The sequence below is a fragment of the Nocardioides sp. LML1-1-1.1 genome (assembly GCF_040676175.1).
Lineage (GTDB): Bacteria > Actinomycetota > Actinomycetes > Propionibacteriales > Nocardioidaceae > Nocardioides.
Genome location: NZ_JBEGHK010000001.1, coordinates 1,068,964 through 1,082,440 on the forward strand (window position 1 = coordinate 1,068,964; position 13,477 = coordinate 1,082,440).

Here is a 13,477-nt window from a genome sequence, read left to right on the forward strand (position 1 = left end):
ATCACTCGATCGGCGCGAAGTCGCTGGCGTCGGACGACGGGGTGGTCGTGGGCGTCGAGCTGGGGGTCGGGTCGGTGACGGTGCCGGGCTCGTCGTCGGACGAGGGCTGCGCGGCCTGCTGGGCGAGCTGCTGGACCTTCTCGCGCGCGGCGTCGTAGTCGTCGGCGGCGATGCCGTCCTCGACGCTGGAGCGCTGCGCGTCGGACAGGTCGGCGACGGCGATGTCGGAGACCTCGAAGACCGAGGACAGGCCGGGGACCTCGACACCGCGGTAGATGACGACCTTGCCGGCGTCCTCGCCGACGTAGTACTGCCGCTGGGACCACCAGTACGCCGTCCCGAGCACCACCCAGACCAGGCCCACCAGCACGGCGAGGGCCAGCAGGCGGCGCGGCCAGATGAACCGCGGCGGCGGCTGCGGGGCGTAGCGGATCGCCTCCGGGTCCAACGGCGGGTCGGCGCGGATCGCGTGGTCGATGCCCGGTGGGATCTCCGCCGTCACCGGCTCCAGCTCGCCGGTGTCGCCCGAGCGGTGGCCCCGGAAGAGCGCGCGCGGACGGCGCTGCCGCAGGTCGGCGGCGGCACCGACGACCATCGGCTCCGGAGGCACGTGGCCCGGCTGGGCCTCGCCGACGTCGGCCACCACGCAGGTGACGTTGTCCGAGCTGCCGGCCTCCAGGCTGGCGCGGACCATCTCGACCGCGGAGAACTCCGGCGTCCCGCCCGCCAGGATCGTGGTGATCCGCGGGTTGTCGAGCACGCCGCACGCGCCGTCGCTGCACAGGAACAGCCGGTCGCCGGCGACCAGCTCGAGGGTGAACAGGTCGGGGTCGACGTCCTGGTGGCCGTCGAGCGCCTTGAGGATGAGGTTGCGGTGCGGGTGCACCCGCGCCTCCTCCTCGGTGATCCGGCCCTCGTCGATCAGGCTCTGCACGAAGGTATGGTCGCTGGTCAGCTGGGAGAGCTCGCCGTCGCGCAGCAGGTAGGCGCGCGAGTCGCCGACGTGGCCCAGGCCGAGCCGGGCGCCGTCGAAGAGCGCGATCGTCGCCGTGGTGCTGGTGCCGTTGAGGGAGGCGTCCTGGTCCACCTGCGCGCCGATCGCGACGTGCGCGTCGTGGATCCCGTCGGAGACCCGGTCCAGCAGGTCGGCGCCGGTCGGGGAGGCGTCGAGCTGGCGGAGCTCGTTGACCGCCGTGCCGGAGGCGATGTCACCGCGGGCGGCGCCGCCGACCCCGTCGCACACGGCGAGCAGCCACGGTCCGGCGTACCCGGAGTCCTGGTTGTCCTTGCGCACCCGGCCCACGTCGGAGACGGCGTAGTAGTCGAGGCTCAGCGCCGCCTTCTCCGCGCGCGGCGGCGGGTCGACGGTGTCCTCGTCGAAGACCCGCGGCACCTCCGCCGTCGGGTCGGGGACAGGGCGCTCCGGGGTCACCGGATCCGTGGGGTCGGGCATTACTTCCTCAGCTCCACGATGGTCTTTCCGATCCGGACTTGCGACCCGAGACCGATGGGCACGGGCTGGGTGAGCCGCTGGCTGCCGAGATAGGTGCCGTTCGTCGAGCCGAGGTCCTCGACGTACCACTGGCCGCCGGAGGACACGATCCGCGCGTGCCGGGTGGAGACGTAGTCGTCGTCGAGCCGGATCGCCGCGTCGTTGCCGCGGCCGATCAGCACCGGCGCCTGCGCCAGGTCGGCGGTGATGCCGGTGTTGACGCCCTGCACGACGGCCACGTGGGTCGGCTGGCCACGGCGGGGGGCCGGCGGCTGCTTCGCCTTCCGCGGCTGCTTGCCGGGCGCCGCCGGCGTCGGCACCCGGGCGCCGAACATGTCGGAGCGGATCACCGAGATCGCCGACAGCACGAAGATCCACAGGATCGCCAGGTACGCGATGCGCACCAGGAAGAGGGTCAGCTCAGACATCGGGCGTCTCCTCGAGGAGCCGGAGGACAAGGGAGGTGTGGCCGACCTGCACCCGCGAGCCGTCGCGCAGGGTCGCCCGCGCGACCTTCTGCCCGTCGACCCGGATGCCGTTGGTCGAGCCCATGTCGTGGACCTCGACGTGCACGGGACCCTCGCCCGGCGTCGTCGTACCGGTCGGTGTGGTGATGAGGAACTCCGCGTGCCGCCGGCTCACGCCGGGGTCGTTGATCCGGATGTCGGTCTCGCTGCCGCGCCCCACCACCAGGCCCGGGGCCTGGAGCGGGTGCTGCGTGCCGTTGACCTCGAGCACCGCCCGCGTGCGCTGGTTGCCGCGCCGCGCGTGCCCGGTCACCGCCGCCTCCGCCTGGCTGCGGACCCGGAACCGTCCGGTCCCGAGGTCCTCGGCCGGCTCGAAGGCGATCCGGATCGGGCCCGGGAAGACGTACGACTGCAGCTCCGCGTGCTCGGTCAGCTGCTCGGTGAGCTCGCTCTCCAACGCCGTGTCGTACGGCGTGAGGCGCTCCAGGTCGCCCCCCGACAGCTCCACCACGAAGCTGTTGGGCACCAGCCGCCGCTGTCGCGACAGCACCTGCGCCTTGTTGTCGAGCTCGCGCTGGAGCGCGGCCGCGATCTCCACCGGCTGCACGGCGCTGCGGAAGGTCCGGGCGAACACACCCGAGATCGCCTGCTCCAGTCGTTGCTCGAAGCGCTGCAGTCCCCCCATGTGTCTGCCCTCCTCTCCACGACTCCGGTGCATGCTGGCCGGCAGGTCCGGCCGACCAGGTCACTCGATCGTATCGGTGGCGGCCCCAGGGGCCCGGAACCTCACCCCCGTCGTGGGTCGGTGCCCCCGGTTTTGGGTGCGGGGCCAAGGCTGGGATAGCCTTGCGGGGCTTCACGCGCGAGTGGCGGAATAGGCAGACGCGCACGGTTCAGGTCCGTGTGTCCGAAAGGACGTGGGGGTTCAACTCCCCCCTCGCGCACGTAGAAGTGGGGAACTCCCCACCAGAGATGGTGGGGAGGCCTCACCGACTTGATGGCCATGACTTCCCCGGATGTCATGGCCATCTGCGTTTCGTAGGAGAAACCGTGCGCCAAACGTCGTTCACCGCAACGGTCCTCACCGCGCCCGGAGACATTCACGTCAGCGGCGACCGGGCGGGTGGTGCACGTGGCTGAGAAGAAGGAGCCGGGGACGCCGGCACCGGTCTCACGGCTGCGTGGCGGCCCGGGCACGTTCGGCGGTTGCTCCTACCAGGTGCAGGTCGCCATCCACCGGCTGCTCGACTGGGTGCAGATCCACAGCCTGGACCCGTCCGCGACGGGAGACTTCCGCTGCGAGCCGCGTGTCTTCCCGAACATCGAGAACCAGTTCGGGTTCGACTACGGACTGACTGGCTCCGCGTCCGAAGCCGCGGACGGATACTTCGAGGCGAAGGCGAACCCGACCCAGGCAGAGGTTGAGGACATCGTTGCGTCGCTGCGGCGCCTCCCGGTCGGTGAGAAGCCCGTCGAGGTGATGTTGACCTCGGCTGTCGACACTCCGTGGTTCAACGCGCTGCACACCCTGCAGGCGCTCTCCCGGGAGGCGACAAACGACTCAGAGCTGTCCGAACGAGTTGCGGTCATCGTGAATGACGCAGAGCGGGCCAGGGTCAAGACGCTTCTCGACGCTGCCGGCGACACCCCCTGGACGCACCTTCAGCTGCTCGGTGCCCCACTCTTGTCGACTGAGTCGAACGTCGAGCAGATGGCCTTCTGGAAGGCACGAACGTTGGCCGGCTCCCAGGCAGGCGCCGAACGGCTGCTAGACCTGCTGGCGAGGAAGGTGATGGACGGGTTCACCACCCGAGCATCGTTCTCGCTGTCTGGAATCGTTGAAGAGCTCCGAGCCGAGGGCCTTCTCGGCGCCTGCACGGTCACAGGTCCGCCAGACGATGCCGAACTGGCCAACATCGCAGTCGTGCTCCAGATCTGCCCGGTCCCGCTCCCGAAGGGGCTTCTCGCGCAGGCCATGGGCGTAACCGTGGCGGTGCTCGACTCGAAGGTCGCACGGATGCTTGAGGACGGCATCCTGTACGAGGAGGCGGACTGCCTCGGCCGCCCGGACGTCGGCAGCGACACCCCAAAAATGTCCATCTCGTACGGGGCCGACCTCGCGCGCAGTGTCCTCGAGGCGCTCAACGCGTGGGCAGCCCGGCTCGGAGACGGTGCGTTCTGGCAGACGCTCAACGCAACGGCTCTGGCCCGCGCGTACGCGGACACGCACCCCGAGGCGGTCGCACCCACGTTCAAGGCGTTCGACAAGGCGACCAAGCGGTGGGGTGACCTGGGTGCGGTCATGCAGCTCGCCAGGGCATCCAATGAGGCCCTCGCGACGCTCCTGAAGCGGCCGACCGCGACCGCTGAGCTAGCCCACGAGCTCGGTGCGGTCCGTGCACAGACCCTGATCTGCGGCCACTCCTGGGTCCTCCAGCGGGTCGGGCAGTACGAGAACGCCATCGCGGTGATGGCGCTCGCGGAGACCATCTCGATCGAGAACCACGACCCGGAGAACGAGGCGTTCGCGCTCAAGTGCGAAGGTCGGCTCCGGCGAATGCAGTCCGAGACCCTCGCTGACAGCGACCCGGAACGCGCCGCCCACCTGCGCCGCAGTGTCGAGCTGCTCGTTGAGGCGTTCCCCAAGTTCGAGAAGCTGCTGGAGACGAACCCGCGGTTCGCCGAGGACGTCGGAGAGTGCGTCTCTCTCCTGGCTAGGACGTACGCAACCAGCGGCGACCTGGTGACAGCGGCCGAAGAGGCGGCCCGAGCGAACTCGCTGCTCTCGACCCGGAAGGAGTCCAAGGCGTACGCCGACTTGAAGGTTCTCGACGCCGACCTGTTCCTGTTCGAGCACGGCGACGAAGGAGATGCGGACCTGCGCGACGCCCACCTGACCGTGCTCAGCGCTCTGTTGGACCGCCACATCGATGGGTTGGACGCGATCACCAACGCACGGTCCTCCGAGGTGGTTGCTCGCCTGCACGCCACCCTGGCCCGGCTCGTCGAGCCCGCCAACGCCGATGACGCGGTGGCCCATTTCGAGGCAGCTGCTCACATCTACGACTGCCTCGGTTACGTGCCCGACCAGGAGCGGAACATGCTCAATGCCCGTCGCGCGCGCGGCGAGCGCATCCCTCCGGGCCTCGAAGCGGCGCTCAACGCCGTGAACGCTCCCGCTGGAGCCCGGCTTCGCGCACTTGATGAGGCCAGAAGGCTCTCGACACCAATGCCCGGGTCGATGAAGACTGACGACGAGGCCACGGACCTCCCCGTGGGTGACCCATATTGGGACTCGATCGTTAGTGAGGCTGTGGCCACGCATAGCGCGGCGACGACTCACTGGACAGATGGGCTGACGGCGTGAATCGTGCACGTGACCTCGCAAGCCGAGTCCGAGCGACTGGCGAGCGGGTGCTGCATGGAAAGCGTCTGCCACAAGAACCGCGAACCCCGGGATCCGTCCAGATGTACGGCGGCGGCCGCGTCGCAAGCGCTGAAGTCGCTGATGCCTGGAACGACTTGCACGCCCACCCGGCGCTCCAGTGGGTTCCGCCGATGTGGCGCACGGCCAGGCCGACAACGGCGCCGAGCCAGCATGCCATCCACGCCATCGAGGTCAACCTCGTAGTAGCCGTCGAGTCGGCGAATTCGGCCGTCAAGGTTCGCTTGGCGACCGGTCCGCTGCACGACAAGGTGCTTAGCGACGGCGTCGACCCCGTGACGCCGACGATCCATACGGACCCGAACCTCTGCGTGAGTGCCGCAACGTTCGAAGAGGCACTGGTCGAACTCCGGGACGTGCTCATCCACAACTACGGACCTGTGAACGATCCGCGCGCTCACGCTCCGAAAGACGCGGAGACTCTCCGGCCGATCGGGCGAATTCACTCGGTTCGCTGAACCACGCTCACGCGGGTAGCGGCGTGTGGCGGTCGGATGTACTCGCGCCAAAGGTGCCCGAGTTCAAGGTGGCCACCTGGCAGCGCACGCAAGGCGCCTAGAGCGACGGCGTCCGTAACCGCCGCATCAAGCTCCTGTGATGTCCACCCCTCGCGCAGCGAGAAGAACATCGGCATCGCGTCGAAGACCGCCACGGCTTCGGCGTCGAGCCCCGCAGGACCCTCGTCGGCCCTGAGGTCGTGAACCAAGGTGCCCAAGCGACGGTCTGAGACAGGTCCTTCGTCGACAACGGCGAGCAGCGCAACGACAGCGCCTACACAAGTAAGTCGTTGCTCGTCAGACGCAAAACGACTAGATGAGTCGCGCATTGCCATGTGTCTAGTGTCGGCGACTATGAGCAACGCGACGCGCAGACACGCGCAACCGATGTCTAGTCGTTGCTCAATCCGCAAAACACTTGGCACCGGCCTTGATCGAAACGTTAGCTCTGGGCAGAGCAAATAGAAGCAACTACGCTGTCTCTGGTGGACCGTGCAGACCTTGAGCAGCGAAAGCGGCTGCCGAGCGACGACGTGATGTCGACTTCGGAGGTGGCTGGCCTCACCGGCCTGTCTCGTCAGGGGGTCGACCGCGCTCTGCGAGAAGGCCGGTTTTCCGGGTTCAGAGACCCTGGACCCCCGGTCCGCCTCTGGATCGAGCGACCGTCGGCTGAAGCACGCGTCCCGACGGGATCGGACCTGCGGCGGTCGGTCGAAGTCCTGGAATCAGCGGTCGACGAGCTCCGAGCAGAAGTTGCGGCGCTGAAGGCCGGCGCCCACAAAGACGCCTCCCTCCGAGCAGAGAACGTGACCCTGCGCTCCCACAACTTGGAGCTCCTGGCTGCCGCGGATGAGCAGGGCCAGATCGAAGATCTGCTTCACCAGGCCATGAAGCTGGAAAGGGAAGCGCGGACGAAGGCCGACGAGGCGCGCACCAAGGCTGACGAGGCGATGGAGCTCTCTCGCCGAGTTCGAAAGCGATACGCGGACGCTCTCAGTCAGAGTCAGCTCCCTGGGAGTCCCGCCTCATCGTCTTGATCTGAACGGTCCAGGTAGGGCCGTGGACCTCCGAACCGTGACCGCTCGCTCTTACACCTTGCCGATGTGTAACAAGGTGTCTTGCTGATGTGTAACAAGGTGTACAGCCTCTCGCGGCACCACTTCAGTCATGAAGTGTCGGACGTCCTACCTACCGTCGACGGTATGAGAACAGCCTACGTAGACGCGCACGCGGACCTGCCTGAGTCCTTCTGTCTCGCGCGAGCGTGGGCTTGTAGACCGCGGCGATCGCCGGGATATCCGTCAGGTTGCCGTAGGTCTGGTCGACCATCCCGACGAACATCTCCTTGTCGAACTTGTCTGACTCTCGGCAGAACACGAGTCCCTTGCGCAGATACACGTCCGGGTTCTTCGCTCGGGTCGTACCCACCTCGAACTGCCGCTTGATGGCCGCCTTCACGTGTTCGGCCCTGACTGCCCTCCCCGCGATCGGCGCAGGCGCGTCCTCGAGTTTCTGGAAGCACTGCTCGCGCATCGCAGAGAACATCTCTGTTGAATGCTCGTCGGAGGGCCGGATGACAACGAGCTCGCCGTCATCCGAGCTGCTGCTGCTCTCATGCGCGTCGTGTGCGCCGTCGAGGTCCTTCATGATCTAGCTCCTTTCATCGCCGCGCTCACCGTGAGCGTCAGCCAGGGCCACGGAGCTGGTCTTCGCGAGGACGAGCCACACCTCTACAGCAGATCAGTGGAGAAGCAGGCCCTGTTCACCTCGGGCGAGCTCCTCGCCCCCGCAGCGGCCTGCACGAAGCTCGCCTTCCGTGACGCCGACAACGCCACGGTCGCGGCTTGGTTCGACATGAGTACCCAGATGGCGCAGATGCAGATGAAGGGCCCCCGGATGTACGCCAAGCGTGCGCTCGCCAAGCAGGATCGCAAGCGACGCTCCGGCTGAGTGCTCGACGCCCGGTGTGGGCATCCCGCCCACCGATCGGCGGGGGGTGCAAGCGCACCGGGACGCGCTTCCCACGCGCAGCGGTGGGGAGTTCCCCACCTTGCGGCGGGCAGATCCCCCCTCGCGCACGTAGAAGCCCCAGGGATGACCCTGGGGCTTCGTGCTTTCCCGAGCAGAGGCATCGCGGGTGTGGACCAGCGAACGCGACGCCCTGGGACCGCCGTGGCTCTGACCTATACTTCCGGCATCGCCCGGCGCCGTGAATCCTCGTTCGCCGACGCCGGGGGGCCGCTGCGGCTCTCGTCGGTCGACCAGCGGTCAGTCCCGGGATCGAGAGGATGCTCGCACAGTGGTCGACGCCCCCGCGCTGCCCGGAGAATCGTTCGAGGGACGCACGCAAACCTCGATCAAGCGCGACTTCCGGCTGTTGTGGACCGGCGAGGGCATCAGCATGCTGGGCACGGAGATGTCGAAGTTCGCGATTCCGTTGCTGGCCCTCAAGCAGCTGGACGCAGGCGCTTCGGAGATCGGCCTCCTCCGCGCGGCAGGGTCGGCACCGATGCTGGTCATCCTCCTGTTCGCGGGGGTGTGGGTCGACCGGTTCCGGCGGCGGCCGGTGATGGTGGCGTCGAACCTCGTCCAGGCGTCCGTCCTCCTGCTGCTCGGCCTTCTCGCAGTCCAGGGCGCGCTCCACTTCTCGGTGCTGCTGGCAGGCGCTCTGGTGATCGGCGTCGCCATGGTGTTCTTCGACGTGGCGTACCCCAGCTTCATCCCGACCGTCGTCCCGCGGGAGAACATCACCCGGGCCACCGGGCGCCTCTACGGAGCACAGTCCTTCGCCCAGGCCGCCGGCCCGGGGCTGTCGGGCTTCCTGGTGGGGCGGCTCGGCGCGTCCTGGGTCCTCATCATCGACGCGTTGACCTTCGTCGTCTCCACGGCCTGCCTGGTCGGCCTCCAGGTGCGGGAGGCCGCGCCGAAGAAGGCGGTCCGTGCCCTGTGGAAGGACATGTGGGCCGGCCTCGACTCGACCCTCCGTCACCCGATCCTGCGCCCGACCATTCTCACGGCCGGGGTCTACAACTACTGGGAGACCGCCGCGACGACCGTGTTCCTCGTCTACGCCGTCGACCAGCTGGGGATCGGGATCGCCACCCTCGGGGTCGTCCTCAGCGCCGGCAGCGTGGGCGGCCTGGTCGGCGCGGCAGTCTCCGGTCGCGTGGTGGAACGACTCGGACTCGGCCGGGCCCTCGTCTGGACATTCGTCCCCGGCGCACTCCTGCCCATGCTCTGGTTCGTACCGCGCGATGCCTCGGCGGGCAGCATCGCGGCGTTCACGCTGACGTTCTTCGCGATCAACCTCTGCGTGTCGATCTACAGCGTCCAGGCGCTCAGCCTGCGCGTGTCGGTCACGCCGACGGGGATGCGCGGGCGGGTCTCGGCCAGCACCTGGCTGTTCGTCCTCGGCTCGGTGCCTCTGGGAGCCCTGACGGGAGGTGCCCTCGCCAGCTTCATCGGATTGCGGGCCACGCTGGCCGTCGCCGTGGTCGGGATCCCGTTCTCACTGCTGATCCTGCTGCGCTCGAGCGTGCCTCGGCTGCGGACCATTCCCAGCCTCGACGAGGACTACTGGAGCAGGTACGCCTAGCCCCGGCTCGGCCCGCGACGGATCACCCCGTCGGTGAGCTCAGCTCTCCGCGACGGATCTTGCCCGCGGCATCGCGCGGGAGCTGCGCGACGAACTCGAACGACTTCGGGATCATCTCCGTCTCCATCCGGGTGCGGCAGAACTCGTCCAGCTCGGTCTCCGACAGGTCCGGACGGGTGCGTACGACGACGGCGTGCGGCTGCAGGCCGAGGATGTCGTGGGTGCGCCCGACGACCACGACGTCGCCCACTCCGTCGCACTCCAGCAGGACGCTCTCGACCTGGGACGGATAGACGTTGGCACCGCCGACGTTGATCACGTCGGTGCGGCGATCCGCGAGATAGATGTATCCGTCCTCGTCGCGGTAACCCAGGTCGCCGACACTGAGATATCCCGAGTGCTCACGCAGCTCCGGTCCGCCCCCGACGTAGGTCGGCTGCTGAGGGTCCGCGGGCTTCAGGAAGACCTGACCGATCTCGCCGCAGGGGACCTCCTTGCCGGCATCGTCGAGGATCCGGACGTCGACCGCACGGGCGTGCGCCCCCTTGTCCGGTTCGGGACGGCCCACGCTGCCGGGGTGGGTCAGCCACTCGTCCCCACGGATGAGGAGGAACCCGATGCTCTCCGCCGCGCCGTAGATCTCGTAGAGCCGATGGGCCCCCACGAGGTCGATCCACCGGCGCTTGACGTACTCCGGGCACGGTCCCGATCCGTGGTAGACGGCCTCCACGCTGCTGAGGTCGAAACGGTCGATGTCGTCGACGGAGATGATGGTGCGCATGAGCGTGGGCACGAGGCTCACGAAGTTCACGCGATGTTCCTCGATGAGACGCAGGAAGCTGCGGGGTGAGAAGTTCTCCATCACCACCAGCGTCTGGCCGAGCGCCAGGCCGTTGTGCAGCTCGATGAAGCCGCCGTGGAACATCGGCAGTGCGATCAGCTGGACCTGGTCGGGCCGCATGTCGGGGACGTCGTAGCCAGCGGGACGCGGGTTGCCCGCGTCGTAGACCCAAGGGGCCCTGCGCACGACAACGCGGGACCGGCCGGTGCTCCCACCCGTCAGTACGGCGGAGCGGGGTGTCCCCGTCACTGGAAAGGCCGACTCGTCGCCGCTCGCAAGCAGCTCTTCCGGGCTCAGGGCGCCCGGACGGGTGGCGACGACGGTGGCATCCGCGATCATGTCGCACAGGTCGGTGAACCTGGACTCGGGCAGCGCGGGATTGACCGGCACCACCAAGCAGCCGAGCTTCCAGGCCGCGATCGTCGCGATGATGTGCGCGATCCCGTTGGGCAGGGCGACGAGGACGACGCCGCCGGTCGCGCCCCTGTCACGCAACACCCTGGCCGCCGCATTCGTCATGGCCTCCAACGCCGCCCACGAGTACACCTGCTCGCGGCCTCGCGGACCCACGACGACGACGGCGGTGGCGTCGGGGCGCTCCGACGCCAGCAGGGCGATCCTCTCGCCGATCCGGACGACGCCGTCGGGCAGCGGCTCCGAGGCGGCCGGGTGCGCGCCGCCGGACGCCACGGGGCGGTCTTCTCGGTCCGGCGAGGGCCGCTCGTCCTGGCGGGATCCCGGCACAGCGCCGTCGGAGCTCTCGCCGATCAAACGGAGAAGCCCGAGGAAGTCCTCCTCGGCAATCACGTCCAGGAAGTCGCCGTAGGCGACGACGTCGCCGAAATGCTCAGCAAGAGCGGAGTAGAGGGCGATCGTCTGGAGCGACTGTCCCCCTACCTCGAAGAAGTTCTCTTCATCCGAGACGTGGTCCTCGCCGGCCCGGCCCAGAGCGGTGAGCCACTGCCGCTCCAGCTCGTCCCGCAGCGCGCCCGCCTCAGCCCGTGATGCTCCGGACATGAGTCCCTCCCTGATCCACTCTCCGAGAAACGCCCGACGAAGTCCGCGTCACTGTGCCGGCTGGATCAGGGGATCGAGGGTCGGCACCAGGGGGAGGACACGTCGTGCGCACGCCGAGCGGCGACCGATGAGCGCCGATCGCCAGCACGCAAGTTTTTCTACCATGCGATCGCCGGGTAACCAACCGTCGTGGCCGGGCCCAGGTGGGCCCGCCATCGATCAAGGACGGGGCTCGACCGCGCGCCTGTAGGGTCGGGAGGCGTGAGCGATCTGTTCAAGCGTCCGACCGGTCCGGCCGCCCACGTCGAGCGCGCGCTGTGCATCGTCGCCCACCCCGACGACCTCGACTTCGGCAGTGCGGGCACGGTGGCCACCTGGACCGCGGCGGGCACCGACGTCACCTACTGCATCCTCACCGACGGTGACGCCGGTGGTTTCGATGCCGACGTGGCCCGTGAGGAGATCGGCCCACTGCGCCGGGCCGAGCAGAGGGCCGCCGCAGGGGTTGTGGGGGTGAGTGACGTCCGCTTCCTGGGCTACCGGGACGGACAGCTCGAGCTGACCCTCGACCTGCGCCGCGACATCGCGCGGGTGATCCGGCAGGTGCGACCGCAGCGAGTGCTCACCAGCTCGCCAGAGCGCAACTGGGAGTGGATCGACAACTCCCATCCCGACCACATGGTCACCGGCGAGGCGACCCTGCGCGCCGTCTATCCCGACGCCCGCAACCCGTTCGCTTTCCCGGAGCTGCTGGCGGAGGAGGGGCTCGATGCCTGGACGGTGGACGAGGTCTGGGTCTACGGCACGCCCCGTGCCGATCACACCGTCGACGTCACCGACCAGCTCGATCTCAAGCTGGCGGCGCTCAACAGCCACGTGTCGCAGGTCGCTCACATCGACCAGCTGGAGAGCTCGGTCACGGAGTGGATGCAGCTCACCGCCCAGCGGTTCGACCTGCCCGCGGGCCAGCTCGTCGAGGCATTCCACATCGTCCACACGGGTTGACCCGGAGCGAGAGGCGGGCCAGGAGCGGCGCGTCCTCGCCGGTGACAGGTGACTTTTCTCCTCGCGCGTCTCGGGCCATACTCGCCTTGGCCGGCTGCGGACTCGGCGATCGCGAAGGGGGACCTCGGGTGGCGCCTCCTCTCGCCGACGTGAGCGCCTCCGGCCTCCTGCCCATCGGGGTCGACTTCCCGGCCGGCACGGTGACGTTCGCTCGGATGGTGGACCGCGACTTCAGCGAGACGTGGTACGACGACACGGTGCGCACGTGCCGGTCAGATACCGTCGCGACCCTGCCGCTGCGCGTCTTCCTCCAGCAGTCTGCCGACCTACCGCCGGCTGCGGCACCCAGGCTGATCGGGCACGTCTCACGGTGCGGGTCGACGCTCCTGTCGAATCTCCTCGCCCTGCGACCGACCACCATGGTGCTCAAGGAGCCCGACTTCGTCACCGACGTGGCCCACCGCGTCGCGCTCGCCCCGCGTCCCGCGGACCGGCAGCGCCACGCGGAGCTCCTCGCGGCTCTGTTGCGCTACACCTGCCACGTCGCGAACGCGCACGAGCGGACGTGCGTCGTCAAGGTCACCAGCTGGACCACCCCGGTCGTGATGGCGAGCCTCCCTCGCTCTGCCGAGGCGACGTGGCTGCTGCAGTGGCGGCAGGCTCACGCCGTGGTCGCGTCCAACCTCGCCTCGCCCCCGGGCTGGGGTGAGGACGCGCAGCGGGGAGGCGCCGTACGACGAGCGGTGGGTCTCCCACCCTCCTCGACCGATGGGCTGGAGCTCTATGCGTCAGTGTGGGCCCACGTGGTCGCGGCTTTCGCGGGCGCGCCCGACGGTGTCCGGTACCGCGCGCTGGGCTACGACGACTTCGCCGCGGACAAGGAGGAGTCGCTGCTGGCGGCGGAAGCGTGGTTCGGCCTCGGAGGAGGCCGACGGCCACCTGGCTACGCAGAGGAGAGCGTCCGCTACTCCAAGGGGGCTGTCGGTGAGCAGTTCGACCGGGCTGGAGATCATCGGCGCCCCCGTCTGGACGCGCCGTCGCTGAGTCGGGTCGAGGAACTCACGGCTGCTGCGGACGCATGGCTGCGCACCTCTGCCCGGCGACTCCTCTGAAGGAGG

13 protein-coding genes and 1 tRNA gene are annotated in these 13,477 nt (G+C 68.7%); 7 read left to right on the top strand and 7 right to left on the bottom strand.

Going from position 1 to position 13,477, the window contains the following annotated elements; genetic code table 11:
• Position 1: 1 nt before the first annotated feature.
• Genes MRBLML1_RS05270 through MRBLML1_RS05280 form a run of 3 tightly spaced genes read right to left on the bottom strand, consistent with a single transcriptional unit; the run spans position 2 to position 2,644 of the window.
• The gene (locus MRBLML1_RS05270) at positions 2 to 1,453 is read right to left on the bottom strand and encodes a PP2C family protein-serine/threonine phosphatase (protein WP_364512390.1); all 1,452 of its coding nucleotides are present in this window, start codon (positions 1,451 to 1,453) and stop codon (positions 2 to 4) included.
• Positions 1,453 to 1,920: an FHA domain-containing protein FhaB/FipA gene (locus MRBLML1_RS05275; protein WP_364512392.1), complete on the bottom strand. Its 468-nt coding sequence runs from the start codon at positions 1,918 to 1,920 to the stop codon at positions 1,453 to 1,455. Before MRBLML1_RS05275 ends, MRBLML1_RS05270 begins: the two co-directional genes overlap by 1 nt.
• The gene (locus MRBLML1_RS05280; protein WP_364512395.1) at positions 1,913 to 2,644 is read right to left on the bottom strand and encodes a DUF3662 and FHA domain-containing protein; all 732 of its coding nucleotides are present in this window, start codon (positions 2,642 to 2,644) and stop codon (positions 1,913 to 1,915) included. Before MRBLML1_RS05280 ends, MRBLML1_RS05275 begins: the two co-directional genes overlap by 8 nt.
• A 175-nt stretch (positions 2,645 to 2,819) precedes the next feature.
• Between MRBLML1_RS05280 and MRBLML1_RS05285 the strand changes: the two genes are divergently transcribed.
• From MRBLML1_RS05285 to MRBLML1_RS05295, 3 genes are all read left to right on the top strand, one after another.
• A tRNA-Leu gene (locus tag MRBLML1_RS05285) sits at positions 2,820 to 2,903 on the top strand.
• A 188-nt stretch (positions 2,904 to 3,091) separates the two neighbouring features.
• Positions 3,092 to 5,326, top strand: a complete 2,235-nt coding sequence (locus MRBLML1_RS05290) for a hypothetical protein (RefSeq protein WP_364512398.1) — start codon at positions 3,092 to 3,094, stop codon at positions 5,324 to 5,326.
• Positions 5,327 to 5,427: 101 nt separating this feature from the next.
• Positions 5,428 to 5,862: a hypothetical protein gene (locus tag MRBLML1_RS05295; protein ID WP_364512401.1), complete on the top strand. Its 435-nt coding sequence runs from the start codon at positions 5,428 to 5,430 to the stop codon at positions 5,860 to 5,862.
• On the opposite strand, the gene MRBLML1_RS05300 is transcribed toward MRBLML1_RS05295, so the two are convergent.
• The 3 genes from MRBLML1_RS05300 to MRBLML1_RS05310 all read right to left on the bottom strand — a co-directional run bounded on the left by MRBLML1_RS05300 (position 5,847) and on the right by MRBLML1_RS05310 (position 7,548).
• Positions 5,847 to 6,236 carry a hypothetical protein gene (locus tag MRBLML1_RS05300; RefSeq protein ID WP_364512403.1) on the bottom strand — a complete coding sequence of 130 codons (390 nt, stop codon included), beginning with the start codon at positions 6,234 to 6,236 and terminating at the stop codon, positions 5,847 to 5,849. The genes MRBLML1_RS05295 and MRBLML1_RS05300 overlap by 16 nt on opposite strands.
• A gap of 390 nt (positions 6,237 to 6,626) precedes the next feature.
• On the bottom strand, positions 6,627 to 6,782 hold the full coding sequence (locus tag MRBLML1_RS05305; RefSeq protein ID WP_364512406.1) for a hypothetical protein: 156 nt from the start codon (positions 6,780 to 6,782) through the stop codon (positions 6,627 to 6,629).
• Positions 6,783 to 7,089: 307 nt separating this feature from the next.
• On the bottom strand, positions 7,090 to 7,548 hold the full coding sequence (locus MRBLML1_RS05310; RefSeq protein ID WP_364512409.1) for a hypothetical protein: 459 nt from the start codon (positions 7,546 to 7,548) through the stop codon (positions 7,090 to 7,092).
• A gap of 96 nt (positions 7,549 to 7,644) precedes the next feature.
• On the opposite strand from MRBLML1_RS05310, the gene MRBLML1_RS05315 reads away from it, so the two are divergent.
• Both MRBLML1_RS05315 and MRBLML1_RS05320 read left to right on the top strand, forming a co-directional pair.
• Complete coding sequence (locus MRBLML1_RS05315) at positions 7,645 to 7,851, top strand: hypothetical protein (protein ID WP_364512411.1); 207 nt, start codon at positions 7,645 to 7,647, stop codon at positions 7,849 to 7,851.
• A 349-nt stretch (positions 7,852 to 8,200) separates the two neighbouring features.
• A complete protein-coding gene (locus MRBLML1_RS05320; RefSeq protein ID WP_364512413.1) occupies positions 8,201 to 9,496 on the top strand; it encodes an MFS transporter in 1,296 nt (431 codons plus the stop codon).
• Positions 9,497 to 9,518: 22 nt separating this feature from the next.
• Here MRBLML1_RS05320 and MRBLML1_RS05325 read toward each other — a convergent pair whose 3' ends face one another.
• The gene (locus MRBLML1_RS05325) at positions 9,519 to 11,354 is read right to left on the bottom strand and encodes an AMP-binding protein (protein WP_364512416.1); all 1,836 of its coding nucleotides are present in this window, start codon (positions 11,352 to 11,354) and stop codon (positions 9,519 to 9,521) included.
• A gap of 261 nt (positions 11,355 to 11,615) precedes the next feature.
• Between MRBLML1_RS05325 and MRBLML1_RS05330 the strand changes: the two genes are divergently transcribed.
• Both MRBLML1_RS05330 and MRBLML1_RS05335 read left to right on the top strand, forming a co-directional pair.
• Positions 11,616 to 12,359: a PIG-L deacetylase family protein gene (locus tag MRBLML1_RS05330; protein ID WP_364512418.1), complete on the top strand. Its 744-nt coding sequence runs from the start codon at positions 11,616 to 11,618 to the stop codon at positions 12,357 to 12,359.
• A 128-nt stretch (positions 12,360 to 12,487) separates the two neighbouring features.
• Positions 12,488 to 13,471 carry a hypothetical protein gene (locus MRBLML1_RS05335; protein ID WP_364512421.1) on the top strand — a complete coding sequence of 328 codons (984 nt, stop codon included), beginning with the start codon at positions 12,488 to 12,490 and terminating at the stop codon, positions 13,469 to 13,471.
• Positions 13,472 to 13,477 lie beyond the last annotated feature (6 nt).

Coding starts and splice junctions, on each gene's coding strand:
- MRBLML1_RS05275 (WP_364512392.1), bottom strand. CDS start 1,920: ATGTCTGAGCTGACCCTCTTCCTGGTGCGCATCGCGTACCTGGCGATC.
- MRBLML1_RS05310 (WP_364512409.1), bottom strand. CDS start 7,548: ATGAAGGACCTCGACGGCGCACACGACGCGCATGAGAGCAGCAGCAGC.
- MRBLML1_RS05300 (WP_364512403.1), bottom strand. CDS start 6,236: ATGGCAATGCGCGACTCATCTAGTCGTTTTGCGTCTGACGAGCAACGA.
- MRBLML1_RS05325 (WP_364512416.1), bottom strand. CDS start 11,354: ATGTCCGGAGCATCACGGGCTGAGGCGGGCGCGCTGCGGGACGAGCTG.
- MRBLML1_RS05280 (WP_364512395.1), bottom strand. CDS start 2,644: ATGGGGGGACTGCAGCGCTTCGAGCAACGACTGGAGCAGGCGATCTCG.
- MRBLML1_RS05270 (WP_364512390.1), bottom strand. CDS start 1,453: ATGCCCGACCCCACGGATCCGGTGACCCCGGAGCGCCCTGTCCCCGAC.
- MRBLML1_RS05295 (WP_364512401.1), top strand. CDS start 5,428: ATGTACGGCGGCGGCCGCGTCGCAAGCGCTGAAGTCGCTGATGCCTGG.